At 41.5% G+C, this 23,257-nt stretch carries 25 protein-coding genes and 1 pseudogene; 20 read left to right on the plus strand and 6 right to left on the minus strand.

What is annotated here, in order from left to right; genetic code table 11:
- Positions 1 to 5 precede the first annotated feature (5 nt).
- The 3 genes from JCM19038_RS19325 (at position 6) to trmB (ending at position 2,714) form a co-directional block, all read left to right on the plus strand.
- Complete coding sequence (locus JCM19038_RS19325; protein ID WP_042421010.1) at positions 6 to 947, plus strand: nuclease-related domain-containing protein; 942 nt, start codon at positions 6 to 8, stop codon at positions 945 to 947.
- Between the two features lie 230 nt (positions 948 to 1,177).
- Positions 1,178 to 2,017 carry a phosphotransferase family protein gene (locus JCM19038_RS19330; RefSeq protein ID WP_042421011.1) on the plus strand — a complete coding sequence of 280 codons (840 nt, stop codon included), beginning with the start codon at positions 1,178 to 1,180 and terminating at the stop codon, positions 2,015 to 2,017.
- Between the two features lie 52 nt (positions 2,018 to 2,069).
- A complete protein-coding gene (gene trmB / locus JCM19038_RS19335) occupies positions 2,070 to 2,714 on the plus strand; it encodes a tRNA (guanosine(46)-N7)-methyltransferase TrmB (protein WP_042421014.1) in 645 nt (214 codons plus the stop codon).
- Between the two features lie 35 nt (positions 2,715 to 2,749).
- Here trmB and JCM19038_RS19340 read toward each other — a convergent pair whose 3' ends face one another.
- Entirely contained in the window at positions 2,750 to 3,058 is a 309-nt protein-coding gene (locus tag JCM19038_RS19340) for a PepSY domain-containing protein (RefSeq protein WP_042359699.1), read from the minus strand.
- 160 nt (positions 3,059 to 3,218) lie between these two features.
- On the opposite strand from JCM19038_RS19340, the gene JCM19038_RS19345 reads away from it, so the two are divergent.
- The gene (locus tag JCM19038_RS19345) at positions 3,219 to 4,292 is read left to right on the plus strand and encodes a M42 family metallopeptidase (protein ID WP_042421047.1); all 1,074 of its coding nucleotides are present in this window, start codon (positions 3,219 to 3,221) and stop codon (positions 4,290 to 4,292) included.
- Here JCM19038_RS19345 and JCM19038_RS19350 read toward each other — a convergent pair whose 3' ends face one another.
- On the minus strand, positions 4,293 to 4,739 hold the full coding sequence (locus JCM19038_RS19350; protein ID WP_042421016.1) for a YtoQ family protein: 447 nt from the start codon (positions 4,737 to 4,739) through the stop codon (positions 4,293 to 4,295).
- Between the two features lie 126 nt (positions 4,740 to 4,865).
- Here JCM19038_RS19350 and JCM19038_RS25225 point away from each other — a divergent pair, with 126 nt between their 5' ends.
- The 12 genes from JCM19038_RS25225 (at position 4,866) to JCM19038_RS19400 (ending at position 15,362) form a co-directional block, all read left to right on the plus strand.
- Complete coding sequence (locus tag JCM19038_RS25225) at positions 4,866 to 4,982, plus strand: thioredoxin family protein (protein ID WP_307190073.1); 117 nt, start codon at positions 4,866 to 4,868, stop codon at positions 4,980 to 4,982.
- Positions 4,966 to 5,184, plus strand: coding sequence for a thioredoxin family protein (locus tag JCM19038_RS19355; RefSeq protein ID WP_307190074.1), 219 nt, complete (start codon positions 4,966 to 4,968; stop codon positions 5,182 to 5,184). Before JCM19038_RS25225 ends, JCM19038_RS19355 begins: the two co-directional genes overlap by 17 nt.
- Before the next feature lie 17 nt (positions 5,185 to 5,201).
- On the plus strand, positions 5,202 to 5,999 hold the full coding sequence (locus tag JCM19038_RS19360) for a DUF1444 family protein (RefSeq protein WP_042421017.1): 798 nt from the start codon (positions 5,202 to 5,204) through the stop codon (positions 5,997 to 5,999).
- A 13-nt stretch (positions 6,000 to 6,012) separates the two neighbouring features.
- Positions 6,013 to 6,633, plus strand: a complete 621-nt coding sequence (gene ytpR / locus JCM19038_RS19365; protein ID WP_042421019.1) for a YtpR family tRNA-binding protein — start codon at positions 6,013 to 6,015, stop codon at positions 6,631 to 6,633.
- Between the two features lie 170 nt (positions 6,634 to 6,803).
- Entirely contained in the window at positions 6,804 to 7,010 is a 207-nt protein-coding gene (locus JCM19038_RS19370) for a hypothetical protein (protein ID WP_042421020.1), read from the plus strand.
- A 293-nt stretch (positions 7,011 to 7,303) separates the two neighbouring features.
- A complete protein-coding gene (locus tag JCM19038_RS21410; RefSeq protein ID WP_052362029.1) occupies positions 7,304 to 10,012 on the plus strand; it encodes a DNA translocase FtsK in 2,709 nt (902 codons plus the stop codon).
- Between the two features lie 104 nt (positions 10,013 to 10,116).
- Positions 10,117 to 11,217 carry a nicotinate phosphoribosyltransferase gene (locus JCM19038_RS19380; protein ID WP_042421022.1) on the plus strand — a complete coding sequence of 367 codons (1,101 nt, stop codon included), beginning with the start codon at positions 10,117 to 10,119 and terminating at the stop codon, positions 11,215 to 11,217.
- A gap of 209 nt (positions 11,218 to 11,426) precedes the next feature.
- Positions 11,427 to 12,734 (plus strand): UDP-N-acetylmuramate--L-alanine ligase, encoded by a 1,308-nt coding sequence (gene murC / locus JCM19038_RS19385; protein ID WP_042421023.1) that lies wholly within the window; start codon positions 11,427 to 11,429, stop codon positions 12,732 to 12,734.
- 110 nt (positions 12,735 to 12,844) lie between these two features.
- Complete coding sequence (locus JCM19038_RS19390; protein ID WP_042421025.1) at positions 12,845 to 13,258, plus strand: DUF948 domain-containing protein; 414 nt, start codon at positions 12,845 to 12,847, stop codon at positions 13,256 to 13,258.
- A gap of 34 nt (positions 13,259 to 13,292) precedes the next feature.
- On the plus strand, positions 13,293 to 13,724 hold the full coding sequence (locus JCM19038_RS19395; protein WP_042421026.1) for a YtxH domain-containing protein: 432 nt from the start codon (positions 13,293 to 13,295) through the stop codon (positions 13,722 to 13,724).
- A 101-nt stretch (positions 13,725 to 13,825) separates the two neighbouring features.
- The gene (locus tag JCM19038_RS22085) at positions 13,826 to 14,062 is read left to right on the plus strand and encodes a monothiol bacilliredoxin BrxC family protein (RefSeq protein ID WP_152549528.1); all 237 of its coding nucleotides are present in this window, start codon (positions 13,826 to 13,828) and stop codon (positions 14,060 to 14,062) included.
- 202 nt (positions 14,063 to 14,264) lie between these two features.
- Positions 14,265 to 15,362 (plus strand): bifunctional 3-deoxy-7-phosphoheptulonate synthase/chorismate mutase, encoded by a 1,098-nt coding sequence (locus tag JCM19038_RS19400; protein WP_042421028.1) that lies wholly within the window; start codon positions 14,265 to 14,267, stop codon positions 15,360 to 15,362.
- A gap of 57 nt (positions 15,363 to 15,419) precedes the next feature.
- Here the strand turns inward: JCM19038_RS19400 and JCM19038_RS19405 are convergent, their stop codons facing one another.
- Positions 15,420 to 15,680: a hypothetical protein gene (locus tag JCM19038_RS19405; RefSeq protein ID WP_042421029.1), complete on the minus strand. Its 261-nt coding sequence runs from the start codon at positions 15,678 to 15,680 to the stop codon at positions 15,420 to 15,422.
- 323 nt (positions 15,681 to 16,003) lie between these two features.
- Here JCM19038_RS19405 and ccpA point away from each other — a divergent pair, with 323 nt between their 5' ends.
- The 3 genes from ccpA to JCM19038_RS19420 are packed head-to-tail and all read left to right on the plus strand — an operon-like array spanning position 16,004 to position 18,563.
- The gene (gene ccpA / locus JCM19038_RS19410; protein WP_042421031.1) at positions 16,004 to 17,005 is read left to right on the plus strand and encodes a catabolite control protein A; all 1,002 of its coding nucleotides are present in this window, start codon (positions 16,004 to 16,006) and stop codon (positions 17,003 to 17,005) included.
- 28 nt (positions 17,006 to 17,033) lie between these two features.
- Positions 17,034 to 17,852: a flagellar motor protein MotP gene (gene motP, locus JCM19038_RS19415; protein ID WP_042421033.1), complete on the plus strand. Its 819-nt coding sequence runs from the start codon at positions 17,034 to 17,036 to the stop codon at positions 17,850 to 17,852.
- Positions 17,853 to 18,563, plus strand: coding sequence for an OmpA family protein (locus tag JCM19038_RS19420; protein ID WP_255343407.1), 711 nt, complete (start codon positions 17,853 to 17,855; stop codon positions 18,561 to 18,563).
- Between the two features lie 24 nt (positions 18,564 to 18,587).
- Here the strand turns inward: JCM19038_RS19420 and JCM19038_RS25230 are convergent, their stop codons facing one another.
- A complete protein-coding gene (locus JCM19038_RS25230; RefSeq protein ID WP_081831924.1) occupies positions 18,588 to 20,393 on the minus strand; it encodes a CBS domain-containing protein in 1,806 nt (601 codons plus the stop codon).
- Positions 20,394 to 20,414: 21 nt separating this feature from the next.
- Positions 20,415 to 21,047: a GNAT family N-acetyltransferase gene (locus JCM19038_RS19430; RefSeq protein ID WP_042359686.1), complete on the minus strand. Its 633-nt coding sequence runs from the start codon at positions 21,045 to 21,047 to the stop codon at positions 20,415 to 20,417.
- 223 nt (positions 21,048 to 21,270) lie between these two features.
- Between JCM19038_RS19430 and acsA the strand changes: the two are divergent.
- A pseudogene (gene acsA / locus JCM19038_RS19435) lies at positions 21,271 to 22,990 on the plus strand (acetate--CoA ligase).
- Positions 22,991 to 23,046: 56 nt separating this feature from the next.
- On the opposite strand, the gene JCM19038_RS19440 reads toward acsA, so the two are convergent.
- A partial coding sequence (locus JCM19038_RS19440) for an IS3 family transposase (protein WP_152549527.1) occupies positions 23,047 to 23,257 on the minus strand: 211 nt, incomplete at its 5' end.

Genomic DNA, 23,257 nt, shown 5'->3' on the forward strand with positions numbered 1-23,257 from the left:
GTCTGATGGTTCATCTCGTTAAATTAGAAGATTATGTTTCGCGATATGAAGTGGACTTACAACGTTATCCGAATCAGTATTCTAGGCTAAAACAAGAAAAATGGCGACACATGAAGAAACTTTGGCAAGATGCGAATGTTGATTTAAGAGAAGATGAGGAATTTGATGAAGAGTGGTTTTTAGGGGAGTCGAAAGGTTTTTGGAAGCAAGCCATTGCGAAGTTCAAAAAAACGCCAACAGAGGCTTCGTCTGAACGGCAAGAACTTCATCCTGATTTCGAACGTTACCGAAATAAAACGTTAGCTGACTTGGAACAGCAATTTTATTATGAATTGTTCCAAGCACAGTTGAAGTGGGCATCATCTTCTTTACAAGAAGAATCAATTCTTGATAGCAAGTATCGTTACGACAGTCGTTTGAGACAACTGCTCAAGGAGATTCCAGATAATTATTTTCTATTTTATAATCCGGTTTTAAAAGTTGCTCAAGCGGAAATTGATTTAGAAGTTGTCTTAATTTCTCCTACTGATATTTATTGTGTAACGTTTATTGAGACGAACAAAAATTCAATTATTCATGCGAGTACAGATCGATTTTGGAAGGTTGATTACGGTAAAAACTATCGCAAAAAAATAGTGAGTCCGGTACTCTCGCAAAATCGCATGCGAAAAGTAGTCGCGACCCTGTTGGGTGAAGCTTCTATACGCTCTCAGATTCATTCTGTCATTGTTGCGCCAGATGGATACATTGATGACCATCAAGCGCCTCTACGTGCACTAAAAGTTGATTGTACGTCATATAACCAATGGTTGAGTGAGTTGAAGCGTCATCCTTCTCCGTTAAAAAAGAAGCAAATGGATATAACAGTAGCGTTGTTAAATGCAAGTTCTACGAAAAGTTTTGAGCGTCATCGTTCCGACGTAGAAAAGCATAGCTTTGAGTCTTGAACAGCAATTGACGGTCTTTCTATTCATCTGCTATGATTAACGTTGATTATTAATTAGCCAAAAGACAAAAACTGTACGTAATAATAGAAAAGCACGAATACTAAAGTGATATGTTGCGCCACGACCGATTCGGATTTTGTTGGCGTATCTTTTTTTCGGTAGTTCAATCAATACGTCAAAGTCTGGGCAGTGAGAAGATGCAAGCTCAAATATTTAAAAGGATCCCCGCCATGAGACATTTCGATATCAATTCTAAAGTAAAAAGGAAAAAGTGGTTGGAAATGCTTCTAGGCAGCAACTGGAACTTAGAGCCTGCTGGTGGTTCTACGGGTGAAGCGTTTATTGCTCATGACGGCAGTCAAAAACTGTTCCTAAAGTGCAACTCCTCACCATTTCTTGCCGTTTTATCTGCCGAAGGCATTGTACCTAAGTTACTTTGGACGAAACGGTTAGCAAACGGTGATGTGATTACCGCGCAGCGATACATTGAAGGCCGTGAGCTTGGAAGTAAGGATATGCAGCTACCTGAAGTCGCTCAACTTCTTAGACGAATTCACACGTCAAAAGAGTTACTTGAAATGCTAAAGCGCATTGAGAACCAAGTGCATTCTCCAGACGTGTTACTTGCGAAGTTAAGAAAGAAAGCCATTTATCAACAACATCGTGTTGCTCCGATTTATCAACAAGCTTTTGCTTATTTAGAGCAGAATAAAGCGTACATTGAGCACGAGAACTTTGTTGTTTGTCATTGTGATTTAAATCATAACAACTGGATTGTTGAAAACAACGAAGCGCTGTTTCTCATTGATTGGGACGGGGCATCGGTTGCTGATCCAGCTTTAGATTTAAGCATTATGTTGCATTGGTACGTACCAAGAGCAACGTGGGAAGAATGGCTGCGTGATTATGGCATTGAGTTAAATGACTCATTGTTCCGTCGTATGCATTGGTACATTACGATGCATACGTTAGATTATTTGCTCGAAAGTGATGAAGACAACGATGTGTTACGAAGTCAATGGGTTGAATACTTGGAGTCATTGATGGTAGAAGATGTCTTTACGGATTAAAGGAGCGGATTCCCGCTCTTTTTTATGAATAAAATAAAGGATGAATGTAATCATGAGACTGCGTAAAAAACCAGGAGCAACAGATAAAATTAACGCACATCCAACGATTGTAATTCCACAACCAGAACAGTATCGTGGACGTTGGGAAGAAGCGTTTTCTGATCAAATAAAAAAGCCATTACACGTCGAATTCGGAACAGGTAAAGGGCAGTTCTTGCGAGACATGTCAGATATTTACCCAGATGTTCATTATATCGGTGTAGAACTATATGAAAGTGTACTTGTGACAGCTTTAGAAAAAAACATCAATCACGAAGGTAGAGTAGCATTCATTTTAGGAGATGTTGCTGACGCTAAAGACTATTTCAAAGAAGGTGAGATCGACCGAATCTACTTAAATTTTATGGATCCTTGGCCTAAAAACCGTCATGCTAAACGTCGATTAACGCACGCAAACTTCTTAGAAATCTATAAGCAACTTCTTCCTAAAGATGGCGAGATTCATTTGAAAACCGACAATGAAGGACTGTTTGAGTTCTCACTGCAATCTTTTTCGGAGAATGGGTTTCAGTTGAAGAATGTTTCAGTAAACTTACATCGTGATGAACCTGAAGATAATGTTCGAACAGAGTATGAAGAGAAGTTCTCTAGTAAAGGACAACCGATTTTTCGAACAGAAGCATATATTCCACAATAATAAAAAACCCTTCTACATTTGTGTAGAAGTTTTTATTATTGCTTTTCAAGCTCCAAAATCGTACCTGTTTTTGCATCAACAACAAAGTCCATTTGCTTTGTTTCACCAGAAGCAGTGCTTGATAGACCGCCACGGTAAACGTTGTAATCAAGTTCGTTTTTCTCATAGTGTTCGGGGTTCATATGAATCCATGAACCGCTAATCGGAATGCGGTGAGAGACGTTTTCTTTTACTTGCTTTAATGCCTTTTCTGGAGAAACCGATTTAGCTGCACAAGCTTCTTTCACTGCGTATCCTGCCGCGAAGCCAAGAGCAACTCCGACGAGTAGATCTTTAATTTTCATGTCTAATCAACCGCCTTTGTTCTAAAAATTTATACAACAAGTATATAGTGACTTTCCTAATTTGTCCAAGTATAGCAGATGGGACTTACTAGAATTTACCGTGAAATTTCGATACAATAGTACAATCGACTGTCAGACCGAGGAAGGGACGTGAATGGACATGCAACATGATACGAAAGAAATGTTTAAAACATTGACTGAACTAGCAGGGCCTCCAGGGTTCGAACATGATGTACGAGCGTTTATGAAAGAGGAGCTCAACAAATTTTCCGATGAAATTGTACAAGATCGACTAGGAAGTACATTTGGTTTCAAAAAAGGTCCAGAAGACGGGCCAAAGGTGCTCGTTGCGGGCCATATGGATGAAGTTGGCTTTATGGTAACGTCAATTACAAAAGAAGGATTAATACGCTTTCAAACGCTCGGTGGTTGGTGGAGTCAAGTTCTCCTTGCTCAACCTGTTGTTGTACTTACAGATCACGGTAAGATTCCAGGGGTCGTTGGTTCAACACCGCCTCACCTCCTTGACGATGCAATGCGAAATAAACCGATGCCAATTAGTGAAATGTACATTGATGTCGGAGCAGACGATGAAGACGACGCAAAGCGATTAGGCGTTCGACCAGGACTTGCCATCGTTCCTGATTTCCCATTTACACCAATGGCTAACGAGAATAAAATTATGGCAAAAGCTTGGGACAATCGCTATGGTGTAGGTCTTGCCATTGAGCTGTTAAAAGAAGTCCAAGGTGAAACATTACCAAACAACCTGTATTCAGGTGCAACGGTTCAAGAAGAAGTCGGTCTACGTGGTGCGAAAACAGCAGCGAACCTTATTCAACCTGACATTTTCTTTGCCCTTGACGCTTCTCCTGCAAACGACACGTCTGGTAAAAAAGGCGAATTCGGAAAAATGGGTGAAGGTGCTTTGCTTCGCATTTATGACCGTACGATGATTACTCATCGAGGAATGCGAGAGTTTATTCTCGATACTGCAGAAAGCGAAAATATTCCGTATCAGTACTTTATCTCTCCAGGGGGAACGGATGCAGGGTCTGTTCATACGGCTAATGAAGGTGTCCCTTCAGCGGTTGTTGGTGTGTGTGCTCGTTATATTCATACCGGTGCGTCTATCTTAAATGTAAAAGATTACGAAGCTGCGAAAGCACTCATTACAACACTCGTAAGAAAAACAGATCGCTCCACCGTTGAAGCGATCCGTTCAAACGGATAATTACTCCGTTTCAAAGATGTAACTTAATGCTTGTAGCGCTTGGTCAATGTTAGTAACGACGAGCTGGGAACGGTTTGCCATTTCCTTCGCCGGGTGATGCAAAGAGCTTGGACGAATTAAAATGACCGGTTTACCAAGTGCGGCGGCACTGCCGACATCCATTGCTGCATTCCACTGTTTGTAATCCTCACCAAACATGGCGATGACGACGTCGGACTTTTGCATAAGAACTTTCGTCCGTAAATTATTGATTGCAGAAGCTGCTTCGTCTTTGAAGATTGCATCAGGTTGTTTGCCGAGAACTTCTTCTCCAATATCATCTGATCGATCATGATTTGTCATCGGTTCGAAGAAATGAAGTGGAAGGTTTTTCTCCTTTGCTTTTTGTTTTACATCTTCACGCCAATCGTCGTGAATTTGACCTGCTAAGTAAACGTTTAAATTCATATTGATCACCTCAAAAAAATATTGACTTACTAAATTATATCGTCTTTTGTTACGATCGTTGTTTATTATTTTCCCATTCAACGATTGTGATAAACGTCATCGACCAATTACTGGAGGAATGAAACAATGAAAAAGGTTGAAAATAAACAAGCATTTGAAGAAGCAATTCAAGCAGAACGAGTTGTCGTGATGTTTAGTGCAGATTGGTGTCCAGATTGTCACTTTATTGATCCGGCAATGTAGAATTGAAGCAGATTACCCGGAAATCGATTTTATTCATGCTGATCGAGACGCTCTGATTGACGTTTGCCAGCAATATGATATCTTTGGAATTCCGAGCTTTGTAGGTTTTAAAAATGGCGAAGAAGTCGATCGCTTTGTAGATAAAAAAAGAAAGACAGAAGAAGAAGTAACATCATTTATTGATCGTTACCTCGAGAAGTAAGTTAGAAGGGAGTTTCTATGGCGACCTCAAATAAAGTGTTGCGTAAACTTAAAGCAAAATTTCACGATTTAGATGTACAACATGATGAAGAAAAAGCCTCGGTGAGAATCGTGCATCCAACGCTTCAAACGGGTTTAAATCTTGACTTGCCACGCCTTGAAGCAAAGTACGACCAAAAAGGTGATGCGGGACTTGAAGACACGTTTTCTTTTATCACGTTATCCTTTCAAGCAATGGAAGAGAAAAAGCAACTTCAAGGTAAGTTGCAACACGTATTCCCTGTTATTCGTTCGACGTCATTTCCAATAGAAACGAAAGATCAAAAAGCATTAATTCACGAACCTCACACGGCTGAGACGAGAATTTATTATGCACTTGATCAAGGAAAGACGTATGCATTAATTGATGAAGGGATGCTAGAATCTGAACAGTTGGACGAGCAAGCGATTAAAGAAGCTGCTCGGTTTAACTTACGCTCGTTAGAAACGGACGTTAAGGTCGATGAAGTTGCTGGTAATCGATTTTACTTCCTAAATTCCAACGACGGATACGATGCAAGCCGTATACTCAATGAAGCTTGGGTGAAAGAGATGGCAAGCATGATGGAAGGTTCTGTAGCGTTTTCAATTCCACATCAAGATGTTCTAATCGTTGCAGATATTCGAAACGACCAAGGGTATGATGTTTTGGGACAAATGACGTTCCAATTCTTTAAAGAAGGTCGTGTTCCTGTAACGGCATTACCATTCTCTTACGAAAATGAAAAGCTAGAACCGATATTTATTTTAGCGAGAAAAAAACCAAAAGATCAGTAGAGGGAGATTACGAATGAACGCGTTTTATAATAAGCAAGGTATAGGTGATGTACTTCTCCTAGCGATCAAAGAAATTGAGACAGACAAACGTCAAGTTGAACGTAAAGGTGAAATTGCACGCTTGTACCATGAAAATAGTGGCGAAACCGTCGGTTATCACTTTTTCAATGTGAGTTCTTATGCGTCCCCACGTGGCACAGGGATGTTGTATATCGATGATGCGTTACTAACAGATTTGAACAAAGCGCTAGCAGAAGAAGGAATTGATGACGAATTAACAAAACCAACTGAGCCTAGTTTTGTTGTCGGGCACGTCGATGAAATTGCGCCGCATCCTGATGCAGATAAGCTGCGAGTATGCCAAGTAGATGTTGGTAGTGAGCAAGTGCAAATTGTCTGTGGTGCTCGAAACGTTGACGAAGGACAGAAAGTCGTCGTCGCAAAAGTTGGTGCCAACATGCCAAGTGGGATGAGAATTAAGGCATCGAAGCTTCGCGGGGAGAAATCAAACGGAATGATTTGTTCCATCAAGGAGTTAGCTTTACCGATCGAACAAGAAGAAAAGGGAATTTATGTCCTCCCAGACCGCTATGAAGTCGGTCAAGATTTCTTAAAACAATTCCATAATGGTTAATAGTAAGCCCCTTCTCAATGCATGTTTACTTGAGGAGGGGTTTTTCGTTGTACTAGAAATGACAAGATTTAGGAATAAATCTTTCCTTAGGAGGTGTTTAAAAGCGGCAAGCTATGTAGAATAGGAGTAGATTTCACATACTACTATAGAAACATGAGCAGGTGAATAAAATGCCAAAGAAAAAGAAAAACGGCGTTTGGAATACAATTAATCACTATTTATTCGGAAATGATCCGAAGAAAAACGATGAAAAGACGGTTGAACCGAAGCGACAAGAACGTGCTAGTTACGGGAGACAAGATAAACGAAACGACGATGCATCACGAGCAAAAGTGTTTCATAAATACCCGAAAGAAGGAACTTTCGATTCCCTCTAGATGTTGACGAGGGAAAAAAACCAGATACGACGAAACGAGCTGAACCTGTAAGACCGACTCGAAAGGAGCCGGAGAGTCGACCGACCAAGTCAGAGAAAGTAGAGGAAAGGCCAAAGCGCAAACCAAGACAAAACGTCAAGCAAAAAACAAGCAAGACGCCTCCTTTATCACTTGATGAAAGGCGCCAGTACTTTAACAATCCTCACTTTTCAGTACAGAACATCCCTTCACCAGTACATGGCTTTCAAAAAACGAAAAATTTACAAGTTGATGAAGAAGAGATTAAGGATGTATTGCCTACAGGTGATTGGAGTAAAAGTTCAAGCAACGATAACGATTTACAAGCATTGTATGCTCGTGTCAATAAAGCAGCATTAGAACGACTCGAAGCGGAAAATCTCAATCAACAAGTAGAGCATGAGGGTGAAGTTGCTGCTACGAAATTATCAGAACCAGTGTCCGGTCGTCCGAGTGAAGAAACGGCTATGATTACTAGAGATAGTGAGTTGTCAGATTCAGCCTATCGCACAGTCACACTAGCAGAAGACAAACAAACCGAGCCTGAAAACGAGGTCGTAGAGCAAGAAGTAGATATTGAAACAAACGATAAGACAACAGATCTTTCAATTGCAAGTGAACGACAAGGCTCAGCTGATTTACAAGAAGCTCATTTCATAGAGAGACAAATTGAAAAAGAAGAGTCTCTCGTGCAAGATGAGGAATCAAAGCCAGAAGACGACGTCGTTCATTTCCCGAGAAATAGTCAACGGGAGGTCGATGAACACAATGACGAAACTGAAGCTTTAGATCAAGAAGGCTCAGAGGACGTGACAGCTTTACGTGATGATCAGCCAGGCACGGCGTTTATACAAAAAGATCATCAACTAGGGGATGTTCAAGAGCGGTCTAATGAAACAATGGAGCAAGAAGCTCATGTCATTGAGTCAGATGAAACAGATGATGAAACGAAATCACAAAGTGAGACTGACGATGAACAATTCAACAGTGATTCCTCCGAATTTGGTAACCAGGTTGTTGAGAACCGTGATGGTGAAGAGGAGTCGTCAGGCGAAGCGACCGAGCAGAGTAATACCCTTAATGGGGACGGAGCAGAGTCTGTAGCTATAATTCAAGAAGAAGATGAATATGCTGAAGATCATATGCTCTATGAGCCCGAGCAAAGAGCTAGCGACGATACTGATTCAGACACACGTTTGATGTTTGAAAGCGATGACCAAGAGCACTTCATTTCAAACGACTCAGACTTTGAAGAAGTTAATCTAGTCGATCAAGAACAATCCTATGAGGTGGAAGAACGCGTAGAGGTAGAGACGGATGAAGATCAAGATGCTACATCGTTGCTACCGTATAATGTAATGATGACCCCATCGGATCGCGCGGCGTACCTACGACAAAAGAAGTTACGTGAAGAACCGAAGGAATCGTCACAAGAACCGATGCTGGCACCGGTTGATTCACAAGTAACAAAGGAACAAGATGTGTACGAGCAACCTCAATCATTCTCAAATGAAGAGCCTAAGGAAGAAGTGGTTGAAAACCCTTCTGTTCTAAGTGAACTTGATGACATGGAAGTGGAGCCAATTGCACCACCTCCTCACGATCTTCTTGTGGAGCCTGTTCAAACCGCTACTGAAGGTGTATCTGAACAATTAATTCGTCAAAAAGAGCAATTAGAAGCGACGCTCCAACATTTCCATGTTGATGCGAAAGTGACGGACGTTACCGAAGGGCCTTCTGTTACTCGCTTTGAAGTACAACCAGCTCCAGGCGTAAAAGTGACGAAAGTGACGAACTTAACAGATGATTTGAAGCTTGCAATGGCAGCGATTGATTTGCGAATGGAAGCACCAATCCCAGGTAAGAGTGCGATCGGTATTGAAGTGCCTAAACAAAATCGGAATCCGGTCGTCTTAAGAGAGATTCTAGATTCTAAAGCATTCCTAGAACATGATAGCCCACTAGCGGTAGCTTTAGGACTAGACATTAGTGGCGAACCCACAGTGATTGATCTCAAGAAAATGCCCCACGGATTGATTGCAGGTTCTACTGGATCAGGGAAAAGTGTATGTATAAACAGTATTTTGCTTAGCTTATTGTATAAGTCGTCACCAGAAGAGGTGAAACTGTTACTCATTGACCCGAAAGTCGTTGAATTAGCGTTTTATCAAGATATCCCTCATCTAGCCGCTCCTGTCGTTACTGATCCGAAAGAAGCGACAATGACGTTAAAATGGAGCGTTGAGGAGATGGAGAGAAGATATCAGCTGTTTGCAAAAGCAGGTGTACGTGATATCTCAGGGTACAATCGCAAAGCAGAGCAAAAGGACAAACTGCCTTACCTTGTCATTGTGATAGATGAGCTTGCAGATTTAATGATGGTCTCCCCACAAGATGTGGAGGAGTACATTTGTCGAATTGCTCAAAAAGCACGAGCGTGTGGGATCCATTTACTCGTCGCAACACAACGACCTTCGGTTGATGTAATTACTGGATTGATTAAAGCGAATATCCCGACTAGGGCTGCGTTCGCTGTGTCATCGATGGCAGACTCACGCACGATTCTAGACGCGGGCGGAGCAGAACGGTTAATCGGAAAAGGCGATATGTTGTTTAGTGAAAACGGTGCTTCTCGTTTTGTTCGATTGCAAGGTACGTTTGTTGATGATGAGGAAATTGAACGAGTAGCGGATTATTGGAGACAAAGACAAAAGCCGAACTACTTGTTTACAAAAGAAGAAATCACAAAGCAATCGTCAATGAATACTGTTGAAGATGATTTATTAGAAGAAGTTACGTACTTTGTCGTTCGACAAGGAAGCGCATCTACGTCAAGTATTCAACGTCGTTTTCATATCGGTTACAACCGAGCTGCGCGATTAATGGATATGCTAGAAGAGCGCGGAATTGTATCCGAAGCGCTCGGTACGAAACCGAGGCAAGTCCTTGTGTCAGAGGAAGTTGTGCATGCACTTTTTGAATAGATTGAAGTCAAGAGCGGGCTCTTGTGAAAATAGACACAATCTACTATGATTGAACATAATGCACAATATCACTGTAATCTTTCGCGAGGAGTCGACACGAAATCATGAAGGAAATTGAATTGAAGTTGCAAGGGAAGATCCAACGATTAACGAACAAAACGTTTAAGTTCGATGAACGTGTTGGAGAAGGTTGGTTTTCTGCAGTTTACTTTTTGAAAACAAGAGACATTATTCGTAAGTATAAACCAGATAATATTGTTACAATGCAGTTTTTCCAAAAGAAACATGCCGTACTTTGTGGTACGGATGAAGCCATTGCGCTTATTCAAACGTTCGCTGATCATCCAGAGAAGCTAGAAATTCATTCATTAAAAGACGGAGATCGTATTGAACCATTTGAACCGGTTTTAACGATTAAAGGCGCTTATCATGATTTTGGTTTTCTTGAGGGGGTCATTGATGGGATCTTCTCAAGAAGAACTTCAGTCGCAACGAATGTTTATGAAGTTGTGAAAGCAGCGCGTACATCTGGCGTTCAAAAGCCTGTTATATTTATGGGAGATCGTGATGATCACTTCACACAACAAGCCGGAGATGGTTATGCAGCATTTATTGGTGGGTCTAAAGCACAAGCGACTCATGCAATGAATGAATGGTGGGGGAAGTCAGGAATGGGTACAATGCCTCACGCCCTTATCCAACTTTTTCACGGAGATGTTGTGGCGGCAAGTCATGCATATAAGGAAATGTTCCCAGACGATCAGCTCATGGCGCTTGTCGATTACAACAATGATGCGGTGACGGATGCGCTTCGCGTAGCGAGGGAATTTGGCAAAGAATTGCATTCTGTTCGTTTAGATACGTCCAACTATATGGTTGACCAGTATTTCTGTAGAAACCCACATAAGATGGGTGACTTTGATCCGACAGGCGTGAACGGTCCGCTCATTCAAGCACTCCGTGATGCGTTGGATGAAGAAGGTTTTAAGCACGTGAATATTACGGTTAGTGGCGGGTTTACTGCTGAACGTATAGAAGCTTATGAACGTGCAGGAGTTCCTGTAAATGTTTATGGTGTTGGTCGTAGTTTATTGGAGAAGACGATTGGATTTACTGGAGACAATGTAATGCTAGATGGTGTCCACGAAGCGAAAGCTGGACGGAAGTTAAGAGAGAACCCCCGGTTGGAGCGAATAACATTTTAACGACCGGTCGGACACTCTCCAATTCTAAGTTGTTACATAAGATAATGCATCACATGAATTTGCTCTTGAATTGTAAGTAAATAGGTCGATTTTGTTCTTGTATCGGTTTTTGCTATAATAATATGCGCACAAACACAAAGAGACAACTGCCTATCGTAGGTAGAACAGCTCCGAGTCATGGAGAGGTTCAAGTTTGGAGGTCCGTATTAATGACGAGTTACCACTTTATCGGTATAAAAGGTTCGGGTATGAGCGCACTTGCACAAATTCTTCACGATATGAATGAAGAGGTTCAAGGCTCAGACGTCGACCAACATTTCTTTACCCAGCGCCCGTTAGAAGAGCGCGGCATTCCGATTTTAGCTTTTGACAAAGATAATGTGAACAATAACCAAGAGATCGTTGCGTCAGCAGCATATACAGAAGATCACGAAGAGATCCAACAAGCCAATGCGATGGGTGTGAAAGTACAACCTTATCCGACATTTCTCGGTGAATTTGCTTCTCAGTACACATCAATTGCTGTCACTGGTGCACATGGCAAGACAACAACGACTGGTTTATTATCACACGTTTTGGGTGCGTTTAGACCAACGTCCTATCTAATCGGTGATGGCACAGGTAAAGGCGAACAAGACAGTACGTTTTTCGTGTTTGAAGCTTGTGAATACCGACGTCATTTCTTAAACTATCATCCGGATTATGCAATCATGACGAACATTGACTTCGATCATCCGGATTACTTCAAGAACGTAGAAGATGTATTTGATGCATTTAATCAAATGGCATCTCAAGTGAATAAAGCGATTATTGCTTGCGGCGATGACGAATATCTTCAAGCGTTAAATGCCCCGGTTCCAATTGTTTATTATGGAATAGAAGGAAAACATGACTTTAATGCCGAAAACATTACGACAGATGAAAAAGGTACTCATTTTGACGTAACCATTCGTGGGGACTTCTTTGAACGTTTCACCATTCCAGGTTACGGGAAACATCACGTATTAAATGCATTGGCTGTTATTGCGTTATGTCATTATGAAGAGACACCAGTGTCTGTTATGAAAGATCAACTCGCGACGTTCCCAGGTGTTAAGCGTCGTTTCACTGAGAAAAAGTGGGGCTCACAAGTGTTGATTGATGACTATGCGCATCATCCTACTGAGATTCGAGCAACGATTGAGTCAGCAAAAGCGAAGTACCCGAACAAAGACATTGTCGCGATTTTTCAACCGCATACGTTTACGCGTACATTTGCTTTTCTACAAGATTTTGCTGATTCACTTTCAGAAGCAGATCATGTGTATTTATGTGACATCTTTGGTTCAACGAGAGAAAAGCAAGGGCAGCTAACTGTTGAAGATTTACAACAACGAATTGAAAATGCTCAACTCCTGAAAGAAGATGACATTCTTTCCCATACGAAGCACGAAGATAGTGTACTCTTATTTATGGGTGCTGGAGATGTGTCTAAGTACCAAAAACGTTACGAAGCACAATTCTCAAACAAAGTATAATGGATACAGGCAGTCGGTCGACTGCCTGTATCTCTATACATTGGACGAGCTTAAATAAGGGTTTTAAAAGTGAAAAACGTGGGAATGAAAATTTTAAGGAGGCGAGTTGGGTGACGATTGTATACATAAGTGTGGCAATTGTAGCCATTGCAATTGTCGTGTTAATCTTCTATATCATCAAAACGCTTAAGTCTGTTCAGGGGGTGGTTGAACAATTAGGCAACACATCCAGTGCTGTCGAAAAACAGCTTCAAGGTATAACGACCGAAGTCGATCACCTCATGAAGACAACCAACCGAATTGCTGAGGATGTTGAAGGGAAGTCTGAGTCATTAAATGGCTTATTCCAAACGGCAGATGAACTTGGCAAGATGTCGGAGAAGTTGAATCATTCGCTCCAAACGATTACGAACCGGGCTTCGGTTGAGGCTGAACGCCAAGCACCTCAAGTTTCGCAATTCGTGCAATGGGGTAATGCAGCAATCGACCTGTATGCAAAGTGGCAAAAACGTAAACAATCGTAAGAACAACTAATTATGAACTGAGGAGGACTTTAACATGAGTGATATGAATACGAAAGACTTTTTAATTGGAACGCTTATCGGTGGTATCGTAGGGGCTTCTGCAGCATTGCTATTCGCTCCAAAGTCAGGTAAAGAACTTCGTGGAGATATTAGTGAAGGTGCATCAACTGCAAAAGACAAAACGTACGAGTTTACAAATGCAGCTTACGAGAAGAGTAGCGAGTTCGCAAACGCTGCGATTGACAAAACACAAAACGTAGCTAAGACGGTTTCTGACCAATCTTCACAAGTTGTTGATCGCATTAAAGATGCAACAGGGCAACTAAAAGAAGATGCCGCTTCTACGAAGAAATCTGCTGAAGAGCTTGCAGATGAACTATCTAATGAGTTGAAAGACTCTGGTGAAGAAATTTCTGGTACAGTTAAGGAAGAAGTCGAGAACCTTAAAGATAAGGTTAAGAATTAATTCGGAGGTTGGCATGCAACAAGTAACGACTGAACAAGAGATTGAACAAGCATTTGTTCAACACGAGAAGGTTTTTGTTTTAAAACAGCACAACGTGCCCGATTAGTGAGGCGGCCTTTGAAGAATTAAAAGCCTTTGACGAAGCTAACGACACGGGAATTCCGGTTTATTACTTGCATGTTCAAGACTCACGTTCGCTCTCTAATTGGGTTGCGGATGAATGGAGTATTAAGCATGAATCACCTCAAGCATTGTTGTTAAAGGAATTTGATGTTGTTTGGTCTAAGTCTCATTACGACATCAAAAAAGATTCTTTACTGGATGCAGCAAGAGCATAAAGCATAGAAAACGATCGTTCTTTTAGAACGATCGTTTTTTATGTAATTGCATAGAGTAAAAAAAGGAGAAAATTCAATTTATCACTTTAACGCTTAAAAGCGTCTAACAAATAAAGAAAAATTCGTGACAACAGTAAAAAGATCAGTTATAATGGCTACAATCACAAAACACAGAAGAGATAAAGATAGGAGAGGATTAGACATGAGTCATGAGGAATTAGATCAGTTACGCGCGAAACTAGACGATAAAAATATGGAATTGCTCAAACTTTTAAATGAGCGTGGCAATCTTGTTAAAAAGATCGGTGAAGTTAAAAGTAAAGCTGGTACGAAACGATTTGATCCGGTTCGTGAACGGAAAATGCTTGATTTAATTGCCGAAGAGAATGAAGGACCATTTGAAACAACAACATTGCAACATTTATTCAAGCAAGTATTCAAAGCCAGTCTTGAGCTAATGGGTGAAGACGAACAGAAGACATTACTCGTTTCTAGAAAGAAACATCCTGAGAACACGGTCGTTAATGTTAAAGACACATTAATTGGAGACGGCGTTCAGAAGCTAATCGCGGGTCCTTGTTCGGTTGAAAGCGAAGAGCAAGTGTTGACGGTAGCGAAAGCACTTAAGGAACGTGGCATCTCGTTACTTAGAGGTGGCGCATTTAAGCCGAGAACCTCTCCATACGATTTCCAAGGTTTAGGTCTTGAAGGATTGAAGATCCTGAAAAAAGCCGGAGATCAATACGACATGGCAGTAATCAGTGAAATTGTCTCACCAAATGATATTGAAACAGCACTCGACTATGTTGATGTCATTCAAATTGGTGCAAGAAACATGCACAACTTTGAGCTTCTTAAAGAAGTTGGGATGACGGATAAGCCAGTATTATTAAAGCGTGGATTATCTGCTACGATTTCAGAGTTTATTCACGCAGCTGAATACGTGTTATCAAGAGGAAACACGAACCTCATGCTCTGTGAGCGTGGTATTCGAACGTACGAGACAGCTACACGTAACACGTTAGACATTTCAGCTATTCCAATCTTAAAGCAAGAAACCCACTTACCAGTGCTTGCTGACGTTACTCATTCAACGGGTCGAAGAGACCTGTTGTTACCAGCAGCGAAAGCAGCACTCGCTATTGGAGCAGACGCAGTAATGGCAGAAGTTCACCCAGATCCTGCTGTTGCATTATCTGATTCTGCACAGCAAATGGATATCGCGGAATTTAATGAGTTCGTAACGACGCTTCGAGAATCTAACTTACTCAAAGATGTTGCAGCAAAAGCATCGATCTAATGAAAAAGGGAAACCATCGCTTTGATGGTTTCCCTTTTTGTCTTGCTTCAAGTTTACTTATGAGTATTTCTTTTTACGAAAAGCTGCCAACTGGATTCCAACGAACCCTGTAATGTTGTATAAAATTAAGTAGATCCACGTGCTAACATCTGCAAAATCAAGTCGATTTACAAATACGATAAACAGATGAAAAGCTGTGAACAAAATAACACCAACGACCCATTTAATTTTTTTATCAGTAAGTATATTTCCGATTACAAAACCAACCAAAAATGTAATTAAAGGGTTAAATACTGTCCAAAGAACAATTGGAGGCATCTCCATCACCTCTAGTTTGATTTCAAAGCACTTTCTATCATACCAGTTTTACGTTAAGACATGCATCGATTCCAGTTAAATTGATGAAATGTCTCGTAATTGTCACATCTTAAAGTATGGACCGTTTTCATGGCTCTCATACGTTAACAGGTTTGCATGGAAGGCTTTCAGGAAATAATAGAAGGTGGATGTAATGAATGAGGGCTAAACATCTGTCTTCTCTTGTCGATATAAAACAAAGAAGCATTTGCAGACCTCTATTAGTTATCGTATGATTATCCTATGAAAACGAAATGAAAGCTTGTATTTAAGGAGGTCTACCATTGAGTACGACAATTTATGATGTTGCAGCGGAAGCTGGTGTTTCAATGGCTACCGTCTCGCGCGTAGTGAATGGAAACCCAAATGTGAAACCTGCAACGAGAACGAAAGTTCTTGATGCCATTCAGAAACTAGAATACCGACCGAATGCCGTTGCAAGAGGGCTCGCCAGCAAACGAACGACGACTGTTGGTGTAATTATTCCAGACATCTCAAGTATCTTCTTCTCAGAGTTAGCAAGAGGGATTGAGGACATTGCAACGATGTACAAATATAATATTATTCTTTGTAATTCGGATAACAACAAGGAAAAGGAAATTCACCTCGTAAACACCTTGCTCGAAAAGCAAGTCGATGGAATTCTGTTTATGGGTGGAGAGATTACTGAAGAGCACGCTGAGCAACTAAATCGCTCGCACGTTCCAGTTGTCCTTGCAGCAACATTCCATGAAGATGGAGATTTTCCATCTGTAAACATTGATTACGTTCAAGCGGCCAAAGATGCTGTTATGATGCTCATTGACAAAGGGCATGAAAGAATCGGCATGGTATCAGGCTCTCTTGAAGATCCAGTAAACGGCTATCAGAAGTTTAGAGGATACAAAGATGCGTTAAGTAGTAAAGGAAAGGAATTTGATGAGTCACTTATTGCGATCGGCGATTATACGTACGACTCTGCCATCGAAGCGGTTCAACAGCTACTTTCTAAAGAGAATCGCCCATCAGCAATTTTCGTTGCGACTGATGAAATGGCGCTAGGAGTGATTCATGGTCTTCAAGACCAAGGAATTAGCGTACCTGAAGACGTTGAAGTCGTAGGATTTGATAATACTCGTCTTGCAACGATGGTTCGTCCGACATTAACGACAGTCGTTCAACCGATGTATGATATTGGTGCTGTCTCTATGAGACTTTTAACAAAGTATATGAATAAAGAAGATGTTTCTGATGGAGTTGTCGTACTTCCGCACCGTCTAGAGTACCGAAATTCGACAAAAACATAATCTTCACCAAGAAATAGGAGCTACATTCATGACAAGAAAATTTGATATCCTAACGCCAATTGGTCTACTTGCTGGGCTTATCGTCGTAACGCTCGCTATCTATTCCATTACTGGGTTAGACGGAATTGTTCTTTTCATTCAGCTAGCCTCCATTTTTATCGTTGTTGGTGGTGTGTTTGCTGCACTTCTCGTCAACTTTACTTGGGAAGATTTAAAGAGATTACCGTCTGTGTTAAGAGAAGGTTTTAGACGAGACGAAATGAATCTCGAACAGCTAAATGAAACGTTCATCGACCTTTCAACGAAGGCGAGACGTGAAGGATTATTATCGTTAGATTTACATATTGAGAATGAAGTGGAACAACCGTTCATAAAAAAAGGAATTGGACTTGCTGTTGATGGTGTTGAGCCAGAAGTCATTAAAGACATTATGATGGCTGAAGTGATTGCAATTGAAGAAAGACACCGAAAAGGCAGAAGAATGCTTGAGAAAGCAGGAGAGTATGCGCCTGCTTGGGGGATGGTCGGAACCATAGTAGCGCTCGTCATTATGTTAAATGATATGAACGACCCAGCAGCGCTTGGACCGAGTATGGCATTAGCGATGTTAACGACGCTTTATGGGTCACTTGCTGCGAACTTATTCTTTAACCCTCTTGCAAGTAAGCTGCAAGCAAAAACCGAAGCAGAAGTGTTTGCAAAAGAAATTATTATTGAAGGCGTTATTGGCGTTCAATCTGGTCAGAATCCTAAAATTCTTGAAGAGAAGCTTGAAGCATTCGTGCGTAAAGAAAAGCATCGATTTGAGAACTTAAGTGGCTCAGGAGCGATCGTAAATGAGGCGTAGATCAGAGGGGGAGAGAGCAATCAAGGAAGAGGCTGGCTCGTTACATTTTCAGATATGGTGCTCATCATTCTCGTCTTCTTCATCATGCTATTCTCCATATCAAATGTAGATGCACAACGCTTCCAAGCTTTGTCAGAGTCATTTTCTGGAACGAGTATTATGGATGAACTTTCTTCAATTACGGAATTTGAAGATGAGCAAATTGAACAGCTTGTTGACGAAGAAGAGGAAGTTGACCATTTTACTGAAGTAAAAGATTACATCGATGAATACTTGATTGAACATGATCTTGGTGACATGATTCAAACGATTCAAGATGATCGTGGTATCACATTAATTTTGCAAGAACAGCTCTTATTTAATTCCGGAGAAGCGCTCATCTTGTCAGAAGCCAAGCCATTTCTAGATCAAATCGTCAGCATCTTAAAAGGAATCCCTGATTATTATATTGAAGTAGAAGGACATACAGATAATCGTCCAATTGAAACGTATCGTTATCCGTCAAACTGGGAGCTATCAGGAGCTCGTGCAAGTAGTGTGATTCGCTACATTACAGAACGTAGTGAGATGGTTGAACCTGGGCGCTTTAGAGCGACAGGATATGCGGATACAAGACCACTTGTACCGAATGACTCAAGAGAGAACATGCAGAAAAACCGGCGTGTTGTCGTCATGATTACAGATCGTACAACTACTGATGAAAACCAATAAGCATCTGCCTATTTAGGCGGATGCTTATTGGTTTTCACGTATATAATATAGTGCTTTTTCTAGTGTGTTGTTATTTTTCTCTTCGATCTCAAGCTTACGGGGAATGTTCGGCATCATTGAAGAAGGTTCTTTCCACGTATTGATTAACTTTGTTGGAAGAGCGCGATCTTGCCATTTCGAGAGCCAATCTTTAGGTAAGTTACCCGTAGCTTTTGACGTTTGATTCGTCATCTCAAGCCAGACGAGCGACCAAGCTTTCGGAACGACGCGCCACCAATCATAGCCCCCGCCTCCAACAGCGACCCAGCGACCTTCACAATATTCGTGCGCGAGCTCATGAGCTAGACGGGGCACAGCGTAAAAGGTCTCCATCGATGTTGATAAGTGTGTTAATGGATCAAAGTGGTGAGCATCGGCACCGTTTTGTGAAACGATTATATCCGGTTTAAAGAATCGACAAGCTTCTCGTACCGCCGTTTCATAACAATGAATAAACGATTCATCTTCAGTGAAAGCATCGACTGGAATGTTGAGTGAGAACCCGTAACCTTTACCATTTCCCTTTTCCGTAATTGCTCCAGTACCAGGGAACAAATAACGTCCAGTTTCATGAATGGATAGGGTCATAACGTTCGGATCATCATAAAACGCCCATTGCACACCATCCCCGTGATGAGCGTCGGTATCGATATAGAGTACTTTCACATCATAGCGTTCACGCAAATAGCGAATCGCAATGGCAGTGTCGTTGTAAATGCAAAACCCTGATGCTTTCCCTCGGAAGCCGTGGTGCAGACCGCCTCCTAAATGAGCTGCGTGAAGTACTCTTCCTTCCATGACTTCATGTGCCGCACGAATGGTCCCACCAACGAGGTTAGAAGCTGCGAGGTGCATGTCTTTAAAAACCGGTGTGTCTTCTGTACCGAGGCCATACTTCTCTAAGCTTCCGTTACCAAGACTCTCAGTGCCAGCGTGTTTAACCGCTTCCATAAATGAGTGATCATGAAACAAGCAAATTTGTTCGTCACTTGCCGATTTTGAGTGAATCATATCAGCGTCAGAAATGGCACCTAACGACCGGAGTAAATCAACGGTGAGTACTTGACGCAATGGACTAAACGGATGTTCTTTTGAGAATTCGTACGGCAATTGTTCGTGATTATAAATGAAAATGGCGTCGCGTTTACTCATTGAATAACCCTGGTACCGACGGCTCATAAGCTCGTACCCTTTTTCTTTGAGTTCTTGTATGGCCGGTCTTGGATCCATAATTTGAACTCGAAATGTTAACACTTTAGAAACGCCATCTTTATGGGGGTACACGAGAACACTCGTGATATTCACCCCATGTTTATGGAATATTGTTGCGACTTCAGCGAGTGTCCCGCTGAAATCTTTTACTTTAATTTCAAGTTGACTGCTCGGTTGATCTGCACCGGTTAACCGGACGAGTGTGTCTAGCAGGTCGCGACCTGTAATCATGCCAACGAGTTGCTTTTGGACGGTTACAGGTGCGGCACTAATTTGTTGTTCGCTTAACATACTCGCGATATCTTCCACAAAATCAAGGGGATGCGCGGTAAACACATCACGTTTCATAATGTTGTGAAGAGGTCTTGAAAGAAGTTCGTCCGATTGCTCTCGAAGAAAAATGGAGTGCTTACTGTCGCGAATATCTCGATCCGAGATAATTCCGATTAGCTCATTGGATTGATTGACGATTGGAATATGACGAATTCGTTCACGTTCCATCATCTTAACAGCGTCTTCAATCGAGTTCGTCTCTTGTAGCGTATGAATCGGTTTTCTCATCATATCCTCAACTAGCACGTTGATCACCTCTGATAAGTTCTAATACATAAAACGGTTAACGAAGCGAATGTTATCGAATTCTTGCACGTCCTCCATTGGAACACGTTTTCCAAAACGAACCATTAAACAGTTGGCAGGGTGAGAGCTGATTTCTGGATCATCGGTTGCCATCCAATAAAGCCCACCGGAGTTCATCATTTTCTCCATAAGTTTACGATAATCCCAAACGGAAAGGCCGCTATTCTTTAAATCCCAATGCCAATAATACTCAGTCGTAATAATGATGTAGTCTTCCATTGCATCATCTTGCATTGCAAGTTGAATTAATTTACTTCCAACTTTCCCTCCGCGATACTCGAATGCGACTTCAACAGCTCCGAGCTCCAATAAATTGTCAAGAGGGCTCTCAGACCAACGTTCAAGTGGATCTGGGTAAACAAATGTAACGTAACCTACGACGGTATTGCGATGTACTGCGGCGATAATTCGACCTTCAGGTAAATCAGCAATTCCGACTAGAGCTTCTTTCTGTGCTTCAGGTTGTCGAAACGCTACTAACCCTGGATGGAAATCATAATTCTTAAGGTGTGCTCCGCATATTGGACCTTCTAATAAGACGAGATTGTCATTAACGTTAAGCTCTTCAGAATAATAGGTCTTTTTATGAATCATGCCATCACCTTTACAAGTAGTTAATTTTATTATACTACATACTGAAAGAAGAAGTATCGGAATCCGCTTAGGTGAATCTAACAATTGTTTGTAAAAAATTTGACAAATTATCAACATTATAAATTGATTCATATAAGAATAGTGCGTATAATGAGAATTAATCAATGGTGGTACACAAAACAGTGTATATGGCTAATTTACCATTAAAGAAGGAGAGATAAACATGGAAATGCAAACGCTTCCACCAAAAGGTGGCAATCCGAATCTAGAAAGCTATGACGAAATGGTGAAACAATTCGATTGGACTGAAGTTGAAAAACATTTTTCTTTCCATCAAACCGGTAAGGTGAACTTGGCCTATGAAGCCATTGACCGCTACGCAGAAGATGAGCAGACGAAGAATAAAATTGCTCTTTTATATAGCGATGCAAATCGCGATGAATCGTATACATTTGAAGAAATGAAGCGGATGTCGAATAGAGCGGCAAATGTGTTTAAGGAAGCTGGCATTAAAAAGGGAGATCGTGTCTTTATTTTTATGTCCCGTTCTCCAGAATTGTATTTTGCAGCACTCGGTGCAATTAAGATTGGTGCAATTATTGGGCCGTTGTTTGAAGCATTTATGGAAGGTGCGGTTCGTGATCGCCTTGAGAATAGTGAAGCGAAAGCAATCGTAACAACACCAGATTTGATTGAGCGAGTTCCAGTCTCAGAACTTCCAGCTTTAGAGCATGTGTTCATTCAAGGAAAAGACGTTGATGAGAAGGACGGCGTTATTGATTTCCAAGCGAAGCTGAATAAAGCTTCTGAAGATGCTGAAGTTGAGTGGGTCGATAAAGAAGACGGCTTAATCTTACATTACACGTCAGGATCAACGGGAATGCCTAAAGGGGTATTGCACGTTCACGGTGCGATGCTTCAACATTACCAAACAGCGAAATGGGTACTCGACTTGAAAGAAGACGATGTGTACTGGTGTACAGCTGATCCAGGTTGGGTGACAGGAACATCTTACGGCATTTTTGGACCTTGGTTAAATGGGGTTACAAACGTAGTTCGTGGAGGACGTTTTAGCCAGAAGATTGGTATAGTACCATTCAGAAATACAACGTAACAGTTTGGTACAGTGCACCTACAGCATTTCGTATGCTCATGAGTGCTGGAGAAGATGTAATTAAGCAGTATGACCTTTCGAGTTTGCGTCACGTTCTTAGTGTAGGTGAACCGTTAAACGCAGAAGTCGTTCGTTGGGGAGCAGAAGCGTTTGGTCAACGCATCCATGATACGTGGTGGATGACAGAGACTGGCGGTATGATGATTACGAACTTCCCGGCAATGACTATTAAGCCTGGATCAATGGGGAAACCCTTCCCAGGAGTTGAAGCAGCAATTATTGATGATCAAGGGAATGTACTCCCTCCGAACCGTATGGGTAACCTTGCCATTAAGAAAGGTTGGCCATCGATGATGCGCAAGATTTGGAAGAACGAAGAAAAGTATCAAAGTTATTTTGAAATCGAAGGATGGTACGTATCTGGTGATTCTGCGTACATGGATGAGGACGGTTATTTCTGGTTCCAAGGGCGAGTGATGATGTGATTATGACTTCTGGGGAGAGAGTTGGCCCGTTTGAAGTAGAAAGCAAGCTCGTTGAACACCCTGCAGTCGCTGAGGCAGGTGTAATTGGGAAGCCAGATCCTGTTCGAGGAGAAATCATTAAAGCATTTGTTGCGTTACGCTCAGGCCATGAAGTGAGTGATGAGCTAAAAGAAGACATTCGTGTGTTCGTGAAGAAAGGGCTTGCTGCACATGCAGCGCCTCGCGAAATTGAATTCCGTGACAAACTACCGAAGACGAGAAGTGGTAAGATTATGCGCCGCGTCTTGAAAGCTTGGGAATTAGATTTACCAACAGGTGACTTGTCTACAATGGATGACGATTGATGATCACGAGAAAAACCGCACCCCCGAGGGTAGTGACCCCAAAAAGTTAGAGTTTGTTAAACAGCTGATTGGCTGGTTGATGTTCGATATTGAATCGGACTTTGACCAGCCAGTTTTAGTTTTATACGTTCGTGATTGTAGTAGTGGATGTACTCCTCAATTCGTTTCTTTAACTCTTCATAGGAAACCAAGGGTTTTCCATAGTACATTTCTTGTTTTAATAGACCAAAGAAGTTCTCCATGGGTGCGTTATCTGCACACGTAGCT

This window comes from Geomicrobium sp. JCM 19038 (genome assembly GCF_000698125.1).
Taxonomy (GTDB): domain Bacteria; phylum Bacillota; class Bacilli; order Bacillales; family Marinococcaceae; genus Geomicrobium_A.